At 33.4% G+C, this 16,802-nt stretch carries 11 protein-coding genes; 8 read left to right on the top strand and 3 right to left on the bottom strand.

Annotated features, from left to right (window positions below; all coding sequences use genetic code 11):
• Positions 1-3: 3 nt before the first annotated feature.
• Positions 4-1,347, top strand: coding sequence for a DUF4302 domain-containing protein (locus Q4Q39_RS00140; protein ID WP_303280344.1), 1,344 nt, complete (start codon positions 4-6; stop codon positions 1,345-1,347).
• Positions 1,348-1,547: 200 nt separating this feature from the next.
• Here the strand turns inward: Q4Q39_RS00140 and Q4Q39_RS00145 are convergent, their stop codons facing one another.
• The 3 genes from Q4Q39_RS00145 to Q4Q39_RS00155 all read right to left on the bottom strand — a co-directional run bounded on the left by Q4Q39_RS00145 (position 1,548) and on the right by Q4Q39_RS00155 (position 4,954).
• Complete coding sequence (locus tag Q4Q39_RS00145) at positions 1,548-2,618, bottom strand: isoaspartyl peptidase/L-asparaginase family protein (RefSeq protein WP_303280345.1); 1,071 nt, start codon at positions 2,616-2,618, stop codon at positions 1,548-1,550.
• An 82-nt stretch (positions 2,619-2,700) separates the two neighbouring features.
• On the bottom strand, positions 2,701-4,170 hold the full coding sequence (locus Q4Q39_RS00150; protein WP_303280346.1) for a T9SS type A sorting domain-containing protein: 1,470 nt from the start codon (positions 4,168-4,170) through the stop codon (positions 2,701-2,703).
• Positions 4,171-4,369: 199 nt separating this feature from the next.
• Positions 4,370-4,954 (bottom strand): RNA polymerase sigma factor, encoded by a 585-nt coding sequence (locus Q4Q39_RS00155; protein WP_303280347.1) that lies wholly within the window; start codon positions 4,952-4,954, stop codon positions 4,370-4,372.
• A 123-nt stretch (positions 4,955-5,077) separates the two neighbouring features.
• Between Q4Q39_RS00155 and Q4Q39_RS00160 the strand changes: the two genes are divergently transcribed.
• The 7 genes from Q4Q39_RS00160 (at position 5,078) to Q4Q39_RS00190 (ending at position 16,786) form a co-directional block, all read left to right on the top strand.
• The gene (locus Q4Q39_RS00160) at positions 5,078-6,208 is read left to right on the top strand and encodes a FecR family protein (RefSeq protein ID WP_303280348.1); all 1,131 of its coding nucleotides are present in this window, start codon (positions 5,078-5,080) and stop codon (positions 6,206-6,208) included.
• Positions 6,209-6,422: 214 nt separating this feature from the next.
• A complete protein-coding gene (locus tag Q4Q39_RS00165; protein ID WP_303280349.1) occupies positions 6,423-9,758 on the top strand; it encodes a SusC/RagA family TonB-linked outer membrane protein in 3,336 nt (1,111 codons plus the stop codon).
• A 12-nt stretch (positions 9,759-9,770) separates the two neighbouring features.
• The gene (locus tag Q4Q39_RS00170) at positions 9,771-11,357 is read left to right on the top strand and encodes a SusD/RagB family nutrient-binding outer membrane lipoprotein (protein ID WP_303280350.1); all 1,587 of its coding nucleotides are present in this window, start codon (positions 9,771-9,773) and stop codon (positions 11,355-11,357) included.
• Between the two features lie 10 nt (positions 11,358-11,367).
• Positions 11,368-12,525 carry a hypothetical protein gene (locus Q4Q39_RS00175; protein ID WP_303280351.1) on the top strand — a complete coding sequence of 386 codons (1,158 nt, stop codon included), beginning with the start codon at positions 11,368-11,370 and terminating at the stop codon, positions 12,523-12,525.
• Positions 12,526-12,544: 19 nt separating this feature from the next.
• Positions 12,545-13,981 carry an IPT/TIG domain-containing protein gene (locus tag Q4Q39_RS00180; RefSeq protein ID WP_303280352.1) on the top strand — a complete coding sequence of 479 codons (1,437 nt, stop codon included), beginning with the start codon at positions 12,545-12,547 and terminating at the stop codon, positions 13,979-13,981.
• Between the two features lie 95 nt (positions 13,982-14,076).
• The gene (locus Q4Q39_RS00185; protein WP_303280353.1) at positions 14,077-15,555 is read left to right on the top strand and encodes a hypothetical protein; all 1,479 of its coding nucleotides are present in this window, start codon (positions 14,077-14,079) and stop codon (positions 15,553-15,555) included.
• 208 nt (positions 15,556-15,763) lie between these two features.
• Positions 15,764-16,786 carry a hypothetical protein gene (locus Q4Q39_RS00190; RefSeq protein WP_303280354.1) on the top strand — a complete coding sequence of 341 codons (1,023 nt, stop codon included), beginning with the start codon at positions 15,764-15,766 and terminating at the stop codon, positions 16,784-16,786.
• The last annotated feature ends 16 nt before the right edge of the window (positions 16,787-16,802 follow it).

Below are 16,802 nucleotides of genomic sequence, written 5' to 3' on the forward strand. Positions count from 1 at the left end.
CACATGAAAAAAATAATTTATACCACATTCAATTTATTTATACTTACTCTAGTTTTAAACTCTTGTGAAGTTGATGCTGTTGATCCTGTTTTTGACGAACCGCCAGCTTTAAGAATACGAAAAGACATTCAAGAGCTAAAAACAATACTGTTATCAGAACCACAAGGGTTTTCGGGGATTTATTTTCCTAATAATTCAGTAGTGGGAGGCATAAATTTCCATATGCAATTTACAGAAGATTTAAGGGTTAAAATGACATCAGATTTTAAAGAGGATACCGCTCTTACTGATAGTAGATACGATATAATTGCAGGTACTAATGCTGCAGAGTTAATATTCACTACTGGTTCAAGGCATATTACTGATTTGGTTCAAGATGGTGCCCAATTCTTTAATACTTTTTTTGGTGCTAATTCTTTTCAATATGTAGGTGAGGAAAATGGAGTAATCACCTTTAAAGAAATTCGAAGTGATGGTATTTTTAAAATGTCTCCTTCAGGTTTTACAGATTTCGATACTGAAAGTGTCGCTAGTGCTAATACTACTTATGCTAACAGACAAGAGTTTATAAGTACACCTTTAGCAACGGCCTTTCCTTTTCTCTCAATGGAAAAAGATGGAGAAATACAAGGTTATGACTTGAATTATAACCAGTTTAATATATATGCATTGCCATCTGGTTTTGATAGCAATGATTCGCCAGTAGAAGAAAAATTTGGAGTGGCATTTACAGAAACAGGAATCATTATTAGTCCTGCTGTAGAATTTAATGGTATTCAATTTGAAGAGTTTACTTTAGATACAAGTTCGGGCTTTGAATACATTTCTCAAGTAGAAGGCGCAACAGCAAAAATTGGTTATAGTAATTCACCACCAACCCCTTTGGATATATATGGATACGATAGTGAAAATGAAGCAGCCGTATTAAATATGGATGAACCGTATAAACATAGTGGACCGTATAATACTTTTTTTGAGAGTTTTTCGAATGATATATTTTTTAATTCATCATTACCAGGTCTCCAAATAACAAATGTTATTTTTTGGGAGTTAAATACGGGAGGTATTTCATTCATAGATATTAGAACAACTTATGGTAATGTTTTTTATGATATTAGTTTTGATTTTGATGAGACTACGGGAATTGTAAAGTTTGAGCTTACAGGAGTTACCAATGCACCATCTTTCTTTACGGATGCTATTCAACCACTTTTAGATATATTAATTGGCTCCGAAGCTGGTTATTATACTGTAAATTCAGGAAATTACTTTAATTTTCCCAACAAAACATTTGGATTAATAAATATTGATGATCCAAGGATGAAAATAGATTTTTGGACGTTTTAATCAGAAATTATTTATGTATCTCTCTTAAGATTTAATATTAAACCTTAAGAGAGATATGATATGGATCCAATATTTTTACTCTGGAAGGTTCAAAATCATATACATAATTAGAACTTTTCCTAACACCTTTGTACCACTTATATGAAAATGGTTAGAATAGTGTTGCCATAACTATATTATGGAATTAATAATCTGTTTCATTATTCAAAAATTTTAATACTAAGTATACCTTTGTCATTCATAGTAGCTCTGTACATTCCTGAAGTGTTGAACTCTGTTACCATATTACCATTTTTATCAACAGCTATTATGCCACCATGGCCACCAAGGTCTTTTAACTTATGTTGAATAATTTCTTGCGCCGCATCTTTTAAACTTAAGCCTTTATATTCCATTAATGCGGATATGTTATGTGCAACTACAGTACGAATAAAAAACTCACCCCATCCTGTGCAAGAAACAGCACAAGTGTTGTTATTTGCATAAGTACCAGCACCTATAATTGGGGAATCTCCTATGCGCCCCCAACGTTTATTGGTCATGCCTCCCGTAGAAGTGCCAGCAGCTAGATTACCATTTTTGTCAAGAGCAACACAGCCTACAGTTCCAAATTTTGAGTTTTTGATATCTTCATCGTAGAAGTTGATAGATATTTTATCATCATGGTCTAGTTTTATGGCTTCAGCTTTTTTAGCTTTTTGTAAAGACCTAAAACGCCTTTCTGTAAAAAAGTAATCTGGAGAAACAATTTGCAGGCCTTGTTCCTTAGCAAAAGCATCTGCACCTTTGCCAGAAAGCATAACATGAGGAGAATTAGTCATAATTGCCTTTGCTAAATTAATAGGGTTTTTAACGACCGTAGTTCCAGCTGAAGCTCCAGCATTTAAAGTTTTACCATCCATTATTGAGGCATCGTGTTCATTGGTGGCAGTATTGGTAAGTACCGCGCCTTTTCCAGCGTTAAACAATGGAGAGTCTTCTAAAACATTAATAGTTTTAGTTACAGCATCAATGCTACTGCCTCCATTTTTTAAAATAGTATGGCCAGTTCTAATAGCTTCTTCTAATGTTTTATGATAAGCAGCTTCTTTTTCTGGTGACATATTCTTTTTTAAAATAGAGCCTGCTCCTCCATGAATAACAATTGCAAAGTCTGCTTTTTTAGATTGTTCTGATGATATAGGTTTGGTATGTATATCTTGCTTTTTATGTTCCTCTTTACAGTTTAAAAATAGCATTACAATTATGGTTAATAAGATACTTTTTTTCATAATAGGAATTTTAGGATATAAGAATACTTCAATATTTCGAGGTATTTCATTAAATAAAATAGCATGTAATTATTAATAGTTATTATTTTACAACTATTTTTTTAATTATAGTATTTTTTGCTTGAGTAAGTTTGACCATATAAACCCCCTTGTTTAAATCATTAATGTTTAGAACATTAACTGAATTACTCAATTTAGCACTAAGAACATTTTTTCCAGTCACATCATATAAGTCAACATCTAATATCTCTCTACTTAGTACAGAATTTATATATAACATATTATCTGTAACAGGGTTAGGGTATAAATTAATCTCACTTAACTTATTTGATTTATTGCTTAAGGTACTTCCTGCCACCACTTCTATATTGTCTATTTCATAATCTTCTGATGAATTATTATTTCTAGCTACTATTCTTAAAACAAGTTCAGATGCAGCTAGCCCATTCAACGTTTCAGAAAACTGCACATTTTTTGTTGATGGAGTATTATAATTTGCAGTTATATTAAGGCCACCAAAGGTGTTACCACTCCCATCATCTTGAACTAATGTATAAGTAGCACCACCATTAGTAGAATAAAATACATCTACATAATCTCCAGATTCATAGGTGGTCTCACCAAAAGTAATATCGAACCCAAAAGTTACTTGTGATTCTCCACTAATACTAATAGCTTGGCTTTGAAAAGTTATAGCTTCATTCACATCGTTGAGTTTATATACTTTAGTACCATTTTCAGATGCACTGGTTACAAAAGCATAATCTTCAGAGCCTTCCAATTGATTGTTGCTAAAAGTACTTAAAGTCCATTTTGTAACCCCTGATGGGTAATCCCCAGAGTTTTGAAAGTCCTCTGATCCTGTTCCTATAACTCCAGAGGGATCAGTATATGAAGCAAAATCATCACTCCAAAGTGATACTGCATTTCTGGAAATATCCAGATCATCAATTTCAAACTCTTCGTTAGCGCCGGTATTAAAAGCTTTTATTTGAAGTATTATAGACGTTGCTGCACCTGGCATAATGGTTTCTGTAAAAGAGGTGTTAAAGTCGCTCCCGGTAGCTAAACTCGCCGGTGTAATAAACGTATGCTCTATACTACCTTGCCCCATATGATCTGCAAAAAGTGTATATGTAACACCATTATCTAATGAATATAAAATATCTATATAGGCATTTGTATCCCAATCAGAAGTAGAAGATCTCATATTAAAATCTACACGTCCAAAAGTAATTGTGAGGTCACCCGTTTGGCTTGAAATATCTACAGGATTAAAAGTTACTATAGCTTCTCCATCTAAATCTCTAAGTAAAAACTCCCCGGTTGATGCTATGATATAATCATTAGCGCTATCGTTAAAGCTTGTATCTGTTGCGTCTATAGTAAATGGGGTGCTTAAAGGATAATCTCCCACACTATTACCGTCTATTCCTGTTATTCCTGTATTAACAGCGTAACTCTCAAAATTTTCTTCCCAAAGTATTTGAGCATAACTCGACATACCAATAAAAAATAGTACAATTAGATTAAGTAATTTTTTTTCCATCATTTTAAATTTAAATTTCACATCTTTTATTTAAGTACTTTTTGCGTACTTAATGTTTATTCTTATTTAAGATTGACAGAGCCATTTTGTATTACCCTAACTTTTCAATAAACTATTTTATTGGTTTTCATCTCATTAGAATTATAATCATGAAAATCTTTTAAAGGAAAGAAATAATTAAGAGGTGTTTGGGTATATTTTTTTATGCCTTCGAAGGATATCCCAAAAGCAAGAACAAAAAGGTATCTAATTTATCTCCTAATTTTTTTCTAAGTACAGAAAACGCTTTTGTTATGTGTGCTTCAACCGTTTTTGTAGATATATTTAAATGATCGGATATTTCTATATTAGTAAGTCCCTCTCTTCTGCTTAACATAAATACTTCCCTGCATTTTGGCGGTAGAGCTTGTATCTCGATAGTAATTCTATCTAATGCCTTTTTAAATGAGTTTTCATCATAATTAGCAGTAGTTCTTTCAAGAGACTGAAAGTATTTTTGCTCTAAAAGCATCGTAGATTTATGCTTTCTATAAAGGTTTAGAAATTCATTATAAACACTTTTGTACAGATAGTTTTGCACTGAAGTATTAATAGTAATAGTTTTTCTTTTTTCCCAAATTCGAAGAAATACATTTTGAATAATATCCTGCGCCATTATTTTATTGTTAGAAAGACTTAGCGCATACCCATATAATCTTTTATTATAAGTATTAATCAAATATATAAAGGCACGTTCTTCACCTTTTTTAAGTTCCTTTATTAGTTTGGTTTGATTGCTATAATCCATTGAGAGTTATATAAATAATTACAAATATGAAAAAAAAATCATATTTTAAAAATATTAAAAAAAAGTTACCAAAAAGTTAGGGTAATACAAAATGGTTCCATCAATAATATAAAAACAGATAATATGAATGCTCCAAAAGTTGAAAAAGCCTTGGCAAAGTACCTCATAAATGAGGCAAGTGCTGAAGATCTAGATTTTTTGTCTGAATGGATCAAAGATCCGGAAAACGAAAAAATCTTTGACACGTATGTTAAAATACATTATGAAACAATTGTAGTAATGAATCAGCCGGATGTAGATAGTATTAAAGAAAAACTTTTGAAAAAAATTAAAAGAGATAAAAACCTTTTTTATAGTAAGAAGTTTGTTAGAGTATTTAAATATGCTGCAATACTTATAGTCTCTTTAAGTCTGGGGTATATATATATAAATACTCAAAAGGAAGAAATAATCCCTAAGGAAGATTTTATTACTATTGAGTTGGATAATGGGCTTTTAGAAACTATAGATACTGAAGGAAACATAGAATTAAAAGATACAAATGGAAATATAATAGGCAAGCAAAACAAAACAAAACTTACTTATCATAATGATACTAATATTGAAAAGCTTGTGTATAATACTTTAAATGTGCCTTATGGAAAACAATTTGATCTTGTTTTATCTGATGGTACTCATGTGTATTTAAATGCAGGAACATCATTAAGATACCCAGTAAAATTCTTACAAGGTCAAAAAAGAGAAGTGTTTTTAAAAGGAGAAGCTTTTTTTGATGTAACAGCAGACAAAGCACATCCGTTCATTGTTAATGCAAATAGTTTAGATGTTGAGGTTTTAGGAACTCAGTTTGTGGTTTCATTATATGAAGAAGATAAAGTAACATCGGTAGTATTAGTAGAAGGTTCTGTAGACTTACATAAAGAAAATACATCAAATACTACAAGGTTAATTCCTGGAACCAGAGGCGTTTTAGATGGTCAAACAGGGGCAATTGAGAAAACAAAAGTTAATACAAATTTATATACAGCTTGGATGGATGGTGTTCTAATTTTTAGAAATCAAACCTTTGAGAATATTTCAAAAAAGTTAGAACGTATTTATAATGTATCTATAGTAAGTAGGAACACAGATTTTAGTAAAGAGGTGTTTAACGCAAGTTTTGACAATGAAACCATAGCAGATATACTAAGCTATTTTAAAGATAGTTATCACATGAATTATACCATTGAAAATAATATAATCTATATAAACTAAAGCCTATGATAAAAACTAATTAACTCAAAAAACAAAGACTATTTAAGTAAAACATAGGGAATAATAACAAACCGGAAAATGTAGCAGCATTTCCCGGTTAAAGTCAAATGATTATTCCGTATGAGAAATAACCAATAATTAACAGACTAAAAGTATGAAAAAAAATCCATTGGAAAGACGGCTTTATTTGCCAAATTTTAAATTTGATTTAAAAATGAAATTAACCACATTCTTCCTCATTACTATGGTGTTTTGTATGAACGCCAATGAGAGTTATTCACAGAAAACGAGAATAACCTTAAATGTTGCGGATGTTACTATAGCACAGATTTTAGATGAAATAGAGAATACTACTGAATTTAAGTTTATTTATAGTATTAAGAATGTAGATTTAAAACGCAGGGTATCCATTAATGTTGAGCAACTGCGTATCAAACAAATACTTCGTAACCTGTTTAATCAAACACAAACAGCCTATAAAGTAAGGGGGAAACAGGTTATTCTTAGCAAAACAGGACTAGAGGAGATTGAAGTAACCGTACCTCCTAAAGAAGCCACTATACAACAAAAAATAACAGTAAAAGGGCAGGTTTTAGACCATTTAAGTCTACCTCTTGCTGGTGTTTCTATCATAGAAAAAGGCACTAGCAATGGTGCATTTACAGATTTTGACGGGAACTTTGAAATTGAAGTTGCGCCAGAAGCAATTCTAGTATTTACCTATATCGGTTTTAATCCTCAGGAATTAATAGCGAGTACATCTTTCCTGAGTGTTTCTATGAAGGAAAATGTGAGTGAATTGGATGAGGTAATAGTAGTAGCGCAAGGTATTTCTAAATCCAGAAAAGCATTGGGGTATGCCATTTCACAAGTAGATACTAAAGAAACCGAAAACAGAGCGGAATCTGATATTGCAAGAACATTGGTAGGAAAGATTTCTGGTGTACGAATTGATGAAGCTTCAGGGAGCAGTGGTAGTGCACTAGGTATTACCATAAGAGGTAATTTATCTCTAACAGGAGATAATCAGGCTCTAATAGTAATAGATAATGTACCCTCCAGCGCAGGGCTTATAAATGTAGACCCCAACGATATTAAAAATATCACGGTTCTAAAAGGGTTAAACGCGGCGGTATTATATGGAAATCTAGGTAGAAATGGTGTTATTTTAATAGAGACAAAAAGTGGAAATCCGGAATTGGGTAAGAAGCGCTTTGATGTATCCATGTCTCAGGTTTTATACACTAATACGGCAGCGAGCTTACCAGACTTTCAGAATAAGTATGGTGTAGGAAATAATTTTGTGACAGATGCCTCCAGTTATGAAAATGTTGGTAGTCATGGGGCTGCATTTGAAGATTTAGATTTTATACCGCACCCACTTTTTCGTGATCAAAGATTCCCAGAGTTTGCCAATGCTTTGGTGCCTTATGAGGCGGCCAAGGACAATGTTAATGATTTTTTCAAGACAGGCATAGGTCAAGTAACATCTTTAAATATAAGAAGTACTGGCGAAAATGCCTCTTTTAATTTTGCCACTAATTATACTAGTGAAGATGGCATCATAGGGACAAACAATTTTAAAAGATTCAATATTAGCATTGGTGGTACAGCCAGGATAAGTAATAAGTTCAGGATATCTTCTTCGTTATCTTATATCACCAGGCACAGGAACAGACAAACGTCTAGTATTTTTGATGCACTTTACCTCATGCCAAGAAGTTTAGATATTCATAGTTTTCCTTTTCAAGATTCAGAGGGAAGAAACGTATATTACAATAGGAATACAGAAAACCCTCTTTGGACTATTAATAATACTGGAGACGATTTAATAACCAACAGGTTGGTAGGTGTAGTAAACTTAGATTATGCTATTAATAAAAACCATAACATAAAATACAGGGGAGGACTACAAACTAATAATTTTAGTGAATTTAGTTTTAGAAATAAAGGTGGTATTGGAGATACAGCTCAGTTTGGTTCTCTAGACTTAACAAGTAATGAAACTTTTACAATAGATAATTCGATAGTACTAAGTAGTAATTATAAATTATCAAAAACGATTGGTTTAGACTCTCAGTTTGGTATTAATTCCAGGTTCAGAAGAACAACATCTCTAGATTCAGAATATACAGATCAAATCGTATATAATTATTTTAGGCCTAACAATTTTAGAACTGTAGGTCAAGGAGATTACGATACAACTAGAAGTAATTTAGTTGGCATTTTTGGTCAACTTGATTTTGATTATAAAAACTATTTGTTTTTAAACGTATCTGGTAGATATGATGTATCATCTGTTGTAGAAAAAGAAAACCAAACATTATTTTATCCAGGCGTATCTGTATCATTTGTACCTACATCTGCATTCAAAAACTTTAAGAGTAAATATATTAATTATTTAAAACTAAGAGGTGCTTTTGCTACTTCGTCTGGGTTTCCAGACCTTTATGATACAAGAACAGCTTTATCTTCTAACCCCAGAGAATTTGACGACCCAGAAGCAGGTTTGTTGGTGACGAACTCTTTGTTTTCAAATTTAGCCAATCCCAATTTAAAACCTGAGTTGCATCGGGAATTTGAATTAGGTTTGGAAGGCAAATTCTTTAATAACACCATTACATTAGAGGCTTCTGTATTTTCACGTATTTCCAGAAATCAGATTTTTAATACTCAAATATCTCCGGATACTGGATTTGATTCTACTGTAATCAATGCTGGTAGATTAGATAGTCAAGGTATAGAAATAGACCTTGGTTTTGACCTATTTAAAAATTCAGAATTTAACTGGAATATGAGGAATACATTCACCTCATTTAAAACCGATGTTGTAGAATTAGCTAATGGCATTCAGCAACTCATTGGTAGGCATCTAAAAGTAGGTGAAGAGTTGGGGGTGTTTTTTGGAGATTACGTTGTAAGGGATTCTGAAGGAAATGCTCTGGTAAACCCAATAATTGGAGAGATTTTAGAAAGTAGCGATATTGGTCTAAATGATAGAATTATTGGGAATACACAACCGGACTTTAGATTAAGTAATATCCAAACATTAAACTATAAAAACTTTTCATTATCTGCACAATTTGAGTATACCCATGGCGGGCAGGTGCTATCAACATTTGCAGAAAGATTGATAGAAAGAGGGTTAACTACAGATACTGAGAATAGGGAAGGTAGTTTTATTATTCCTGGTGTTTTAGGAGATCCGGTAACAGGGGAGCCTATTTTAGATGATAACGGAAATACCATACCAAATACGATTCAGGTTACAGCAAATAGGTTTGCTTTAGGTAACTATTTTAACCCAAATGAGCACTTTACCTATGATGCTTCTGTTTTTAGGATAAGGGAAATAGCCCTTGGTTATACATTAGATAAAACAAACTTTAAAAAATTACCCTTTGAAAGTTTAGTCATGACCTTAAGTGGTAGAAATATTTTTTACCACGCACCAGATATACCCAGTGGTACTAATGTAGACCCAGAAGTGCCTAGTAGAACGGTGCCCACTACAAAAAGATATTCTTTTTCTATAGCTGTTAACTTTTAAAATTTAATTACCATGAAAAAAATAAAAATCAGTATTACTTTATTATTAGCCATAGTAATTAATTCTTGTGAGATTACAGATTTTGGTGATGAGTTTCAAACCAGTCCTAATCTTTTGAGCCCAGAAGGCGCTAATCCAAACTTTATATTGAACAATATCCAAATTGAAGCAGGACAATTTATGCAGAGTTTGAATAGAACCACAGATGAAGTCATGCGTTATACCAATTTAAATGAGAGCTATGCAGATGTTGCATCACCCAGTTCTCTGGAAGGGGAATATCAAGAAATGTATGCCATTTTTGAAGATTATAAGATTATAGAGGCTGCCGCTGAAGAAAATGAAGATTTTCTATTCCACAGAGGGATGGCCAAAATTTTAACAGCCTATATGATGGTAACCATGGTAGATTATTTAGGAGATATACCATTTACTGAAGCAAACAGTGCTAATGAAGGTATTTTTAATCCTAAGCAAGATGATGACGCGTTTATCTATGAAGAAATGATAAAAAGAATAGACGAAGGTATTGCTGATGTTATAGCTGGTCAAAATAGGCCACCATCATCTGATATATATTATGGAGGTGATATTGAAAAATGGGAACGTTTAGGCAATTCCTTGAAACTGAAAATGTATGTGAATACAGGTGATAGGGATGCCATAAATAGTTTAATAAGCCTAGATAAGTTTATAACGACAGCAGATGATTTTCAATTTAATTACAATACTACATCTACGGAGCCAGATAGTCGTCATCCAGATTTTAACACAGGGTATGATGTAACAGGCTTTGGACTGTTTTTGGGAAATTCATTTTTAAACATATTACTTAATGGGAAACTTTCACAAGACCCTAGAATACGTTATTATGTATATCGTCAATCTGATCAAGATCCTTCAGATACTAGTTTAGGATGTGTAGGGATATCTAATTTTAATTTCTGTTACCTAGGAGATTCTTATTATGGTAGAGATCATGGTGATAATAGGTCTAGGGGATCAGATGCACAATTTAGGGCAACTTATGGGTTGTACCCAGTAGGAGGTACATTTGACGATAATAATCCCGTTTTTCCTGCTTTTGAATCTAACCATTTAGGAGGGGCAGGCATTATGCCAATTTTGCTGTCTTCGTATGTTAATTTTTTAAGGGCAGAAGCAGCCTTATCGTTAGGAACTACAGATGATGCCTTAACATTTTTAGAATTGGGGATTAGAGAATCAATGTCTAAAGTATTAAACTTCAAGGGAGCAGTTCCAGAAAGTAACCCATTTGCAGCTACAACATCAGATATAGATGATTACGTCAATGAAGTTATTGTTAATTACAATGCAGCAGATAATGAACGAAAACTGGATATCATATTAGAAGAGTATTATTTAGCATCGTTTGGAAACTCTACTGAATCCTATAATGGCTATAGGAGAACGGGCTATCCAAGTAGTTTGAGACCTTCAGTATTTAATATAAATAGCCCTTTTCCAAGAGTTTTCTTTTATCCGGATGAAGTGGTGTTTACAAATGAATCTATTAACCAAAGACCCATTACAACGCAAGTTTTTTGGGATAAGAACCCAGCAGGTTTTATAGAATAAATACAAGATTATGAGAAAAATATATATAATAATGACCTTGCTAATAGTTTTAGCATGTTCTAATGAACAAACAGACGTATTCGACGAAAATGCCATTAGAGGAGGGTTGGTAACATTTACTAATGGTTTACCGGATACGAGGATTAATCTATTGAAAATAGATGAGTATGTATTTTCGGAGGATGTAGAAGACCCAAATAAAAACATTATTTCTTACGATTTAACATTAACCTATGGTAATATTTCGGTAGATAAATTTATAACCATTACATCTTTTCCTAATACTCTAGAATTCACAGGTCCAGAATTATTAGATGCTTTGGGTTTAAGTGAAGACCAATTGGACACGAGTGAAAGCTTGGAGTTTACAGCAATAATAACAACAACTACAGGTGTTTTTAATGGTGCATTATCAGATTTTGATGTTGATACTGCTATTCAAAATGGAGGAGACTCCGGAACCCGTCTTTTACTTTCCAATGCTGCATTTAATCAAGCTATAAGCTTTGGATTTAACTTCTTTATACCACCACCTAAAAAACTGAGAGGGACTTCTTTTGAAGAACCATCTGCAGGTTCAGGTAGATATAGTAGACCAGATGGTGTTGCTAATGACGCTGAAGGACCGTTATTGAATAACCCAGGAGATTCTAATGTTATGTATGTAGCTCAGGGAACAGGCACTGATGATGAATTAGGTTTCACAGCAGAGTTTATTGATACAGGAAGAGGTGGATTTGCTAGTGAACTTATGGGAGTAACTTCAAGTTCTGGAGATGTTGGAGCTTTTGTAGATGGTAATCAAGGGTATCGCTTACGAGACTCAGATGGTATTATAAGAATAACGTTTGATAGAGTAGTAGTACCTTCAAATATAACATCCTCTGGTGTGCAGATACAATTCTATATACCCAATGTTGGAAATAATATGGAGAGTTCGGACAGCTTGAATGTGTATGCTATCATTGAAAAAAATGGAACCGAGGAAACATTAGAATTACTTAATGAAGATGGACTCGTGTTAAATTCAATGCGTGATGCCTGGAATTTAATTGATTCAGGACTTTTAGATGATATTGAAGCCTATACCTTAGTTGTAGAACATGATACTAATGATAATGATGAAAGAATCTATTTTGATCAGATGCTGGTTTACATACCAGAATAATATTTAATAAATAAAGATTATGTGTAAAAAATATAAATTTTTAATAATAACCCTGGTAGCTATATTATCTGCTACAATATTCTATTCTTGCGAAGATGAGGACTATAAGGTTATACCACCTTCTCAATTAGAAAACCCGCACTCAATAATTAGCATTGTTCCTGATTTTGTTGATGTAGGAACAGAAGTGACATTACATGGAGCCAATTTTAGTCTATTAGAAAAGAACAATCAAGTACGTTTTAACGGAATCTTAGGAGACGTTCAAGAAGCAACTGATACGACCTTAGTAGTTATAGTTCCTGATGATGCAACAACAGGGGTAGTATCTGTCTCTATTGCCAAAGTTTTAGTTGAAGGGCCGGTTTTTAGTGTGGTACCAGCACCAAAGATTACTGATTTAAGTGTGACAGGAGCTGCCATAGGAGAAACTATAACTATTACTGGTGAAAATTTTAGAGAAACACCTTCTGAGAACATAGTAATGTTTAATGGTATTATTGCAGAGGTGATTGCAGCCTCTAAAACTGAGCTCACGGTAATTGTACCAGATGGTGCTACTACAGGAAGTTTGACTGTAGACGTATTAGGGCAAATTGATACTGCGTTTTTTACCATAGCGCCAACAATAACTTCTTTTACACCTGCTACAAGTATTCCAGGAACAGAAGTTATCATAAATGGAACTAATTTTAGCACAGACGCCAACGACAATAACGTTTCGTTTAATGGGACTTCATTCGCTTTGGTAGTATCAGCTACAACAACCCAGTTGGTTGTAATTGTTCCCAGTGACGCTACTACAGGACCTATTTCTGTTGAAATAGAGAGTCTATTAGCGGTAAGTTCTACACCATTTACTATAGATTCAACAACATTGGTTTATACAATTAATAGTGTTGAAGACGATGTTGAAGAAGCTGTAGACGGCAGGATGACATTAGATAGTGCGGATCTTGAATTGGGAGAGTTCGATACATTTGGAACACCAGATGTTGGATTACAGAAGATAGGACTACGATTTAATGGCGTAATGTTGCCATCGAACGCAACCATTTTAAATGCCAGTATTCAATTTGTAGCAGACCAAACACCAGGAAGCAACCCTACTGAAATGACAATATATGGAGAAGCTATAGGTGACGCATTACCTTACACCGATGTTATTAATAATTTGTCTGACAGAACCTTGACAACGTCTAGTGCTATTTGGAGCATTCCGCCGTGGAACGGAACGGAGGCTGGTCCTAATCAGCAAACAGTTGATATTTCCAATATTATCAGAGAGATTAGAGATCTTGGTGATTGGGCCTCTGGAAATAGTATGAATTTTATATTCGAAGCCACTGGAGTTTCAGCTGGGGCAACAGCTAATAATGTTGGACGTGAAGCTGAAACATATGATGATGCAAATCCACAAGAAGGGGCTCGTTTAATAATAACCATTAGTAATTAGAATACGGTTGATTAATAACGAAGGCCTAACGATCTGTTGGTTAAAGTTAGGCCTTCAATATCTCTAAATAAGAATAAGAGTAATCTTGAAAAATCATGAAACAACAAATAAAACCCATATACAGAATAATTGCATTTTTACTATTGCTAACATTTAGCTGTAATGAAAATGATGATGCAAACATATCAACTCCTCCAGAGGGACGTGTTTATTTTACGGTACAAGACATAGAAGTTAGTAATTCAAATGTACAATCTGTAATCGTAGAACTAAGGTATGAAGGTGTTAAGACTAATGAAAATGTAAACATACCATTTACAATTACTTTTCCAAATAATAATCGTGCCGTAGAAGGAGAAGATTTTATTCTGCCTAAATCAGATGCCTTTATGATCCGAAAAGGAGAAGCAATTACTAAAGTTGTACTATTACAACGCGTCATAAATAATGAGAGTGCTACTCAAAATAGATCTATAATATTTGAATTACAAGAAACAGAAGGTATTCGTATAGGTAATACATCTAATGCAGGTAATTCTATTACAGTAACAATTGTGCCAGAACCAGTAGTGGTTATAGATCCTAATGATCCTAATGATTTTATTGGAGATAAAAAATTTGCTTTCACTACTACGGGGGGATCTTCATTTAAAATACCTTACTTTTCTAATAGACAAGACATTCGAAACACTAACAATAGTGCTATTACAAGAGTCGTAATTGTACTACAAGGAGCTAATAGAAATGCCAGGAGTTATTATCAGAGCATGTTGGAAGCAGCCAAGATGGAATCTAATAATTTAGATTCATTGCTTATAGTATCTCCCCAATTTTTAGAAGAAGAAGATATTATAAGTTATGTTCTAGATGAAGAACATTTATATTGGAGTAGTGGATGGCGTTTGGGAAATACATCACGAGATGAACCAGCAAACCCAAGACCGGAACAAGTCTCTTCTTATACAATTATGGATTCTTTAATGGTAAAACTGTCGGAGTATCCTAACCTAAAGAAAATAGTGTTCACAGGGCATTCAGCAGGAGGGCAATTTGTTAATAGATATTCTGCCAGTTCACCAATACCGGATTTATTGGACACAAAGGGAGTTGATATATGTTTTATGGTAAATAACCCTTCGTCTTACGTGTATTTAGATGGTAAACGTAAGGTTCTTGGCACTCAAAATACTTATACAGTACCCCAAGCTTCTTCAATTGCTAATTGCCCAGAATATAATGAATATAGATATGGCTTGGAAGATTTGCCTTTTTATCTAAGAGAGGTAGGAGGAGTAGGTATCATAAGGGAAAGACTAGAGAAAAGGCACGTTATTTATTTAGTTGGTCAAAATGACAACAACCCCAATGGTAATTTATTTGACGTATCATGCGAAGCACAGTTTCAAGGTAGGGATAGGTTTGAAAGAGCACATAATTATTTTGATTATTTGATAGATTTCTATGGAGAGTCCATTAAGAACAATCAAAAATTGCATGTGGTGCCTGGAGTAGGACATAATAGTGCAGGAATGTTCCAATCTGAAGCAGGGCGTAAATATGCATTTAGAGAATAAGTGTTTAAAATTATGATGTATGCTACATCTATACAAAACACGAAAAATATCAATTTAAATCCCGCTGAAAAGCGGGATTGCCTTGGTAATTACTTAAAAAAACTTACAATTTAGAGTATGCCTTGCGGACTCTTCAAAATTGAAATTTATAGATAATCACATGAACGTAAAACATATATTTTTGATCTTCTTCTTAGGGGGATTTTTTTTGGCATGTAAATCATGGAATAATACTCAAATTAATGATGGTATTCGAGTTTTGTCACAATCAAAAAGTAATTCCCTGATGATGGTAAGTAATGGTAGTACATTGAAGGTGCCTTACTTTTCTAATTATGATTTTGAATCACCAAAAACATCAAATAATGCCATAGAACATGTGGTAGTTGTGGTTCATGGTAATAAAAGAAACGCAGATGTTTATTATAATAACATGGTGAAATCTGCTGAAGTTGGTGGTAAAAAACTTGATAATACTGTAATTGTTGCGCCTAATTTTTTAACTGAAGCAGATATCGTTTCAAAACAGTTGGATGATACTCATATATACTGGTCTAGTGGCGGTTGGAAATCGGGATCAAAATCCAAAAGCGAACTCGCACACCCAAGACCAGAGAATATATCATCCTACGCTGTTTTTGATACATTGCTTACTAGATTGTCATTGCATCTTCCTAAGTTAAAATCCATTGTATGTACAGGACATTCAGCTGGCGGTCAATTTATTACTAGATACGCAGGAAGTACGCCTATTATAGAGCGATTAGAACGCATGCATCAAATAGACATTAAGTTTATTGTGGCCAATCCGAGTTCTTATTTTTATTTGAATGATTTGCGCCCCAAAAGAGGTAGTACAGATGTTTTTGAGGTGCCAACTATTGATTGTTCCAAATATAATGACTGGAAGTATGGTTTGAATGATGTTTACGAATATCAAAGAAATGTTGGTGTGGATTCTATGGTTAGCATGTATGCAAAACGAGATGTTTTATACCTATTGGGTGCTAAGGATAACGACCCAGGTTCTTCCTCTTTAGATAAATCCTGTGAGGCGATGCTACAGGGATCCAATAGATTAGAAAGAGGACTGGCTTACTATAACTATTTAAAAGTGTTTTATGGGGATTCTATTACAAAAACCCATAAGTTGGAAATAGTGCCTAATGCAGGTCACAGTAATTTTCAAATGTATTCATCAAAAATAGGTGTTAAGCATCTCTTTATGTAATTGGTAGTATAACAGC

The organism is Flavivirga amylovorans, assembly GCF_030540875.1.
Taxonomy (GTDB): domain Bacteria; phylum Bacteroidota; class Bacteroidia; order Flavobacteriales; family Flavobacteriaceae; genus Flavivirga; species Flavivirga amylovorans.

Bases quoted from the DNA above. Each gene is read 5' to 3' on its own strand.
- Q4Q39_RS00140 (WP_303280344.1), top strand. From the start codon at position 4: ATGAAAAAAATAATTTATACCACATTCAATTTATTTATACTTACTCTA.
- Q4Q39_RS00145 (WP_303280345.1), bottom strand. From the start codon at position 2,618: ATGAAAAAAAGTATCTTATTAACCATAATTGTAATGCTATTTTTAAAC.
- Q4Q39_RS00150 (WP_303280346.1), bottom strand. From the start codon at position 4,170: ATGATGGAAAAAAAATTACTTAATCTAATTGTACTATTTTTTATTGGT.
- Q4Q39_RS00155 (WP_303280347.1), bottom strand. From the start codon at position 4,954: ATGGATTATAGCAATCAAACCAAACTAATAAAGGAACTTAAAAAAGGT.
- Q4Q39_RS00160 (WP_303280348.1), top strand. From the start codon at position 5,078: ATGAATGCTCCAAAAGTTGAAAAAGCCTTGGCAAAGTACCTCATAAAT.
- Q4Q39_RS00165 (WP_303280349.1), top strand. From the start codon at position 6,423: ATGAAATTAACCACATTCTTCCTCATTACTATGGTGTTTTGTATGAAC.
- Q4Q39_RS00170 (WP_303280350.1), top strand. From the start codon at position 9,771: ATGAAAAAAATAAAAATCAGTATTACTTTATTATTAGCCATAGTAATT.
- Q4Q39_RS00175 (WP_303280351.1), top strand. From the start codon at position 11,368: ATGAGAAAAATATATATAATAATGACCTTGCTAATAGTTTTAGCATGT.
- Q4Q39_RS00180 (WP_303280352.1), top strand. From the start codon at position 12,545: ATGTGTAAAAAATATAAATTTTTAATAATAACCCTGGTAGCTATATTA.
- Q4Q39_RS00185 (WP_303280353.1), top strand. From the start codon at position 14,077: ATGAAACAACAAATAAAACCCATATACAGAATAATTGCATTTTTACTA.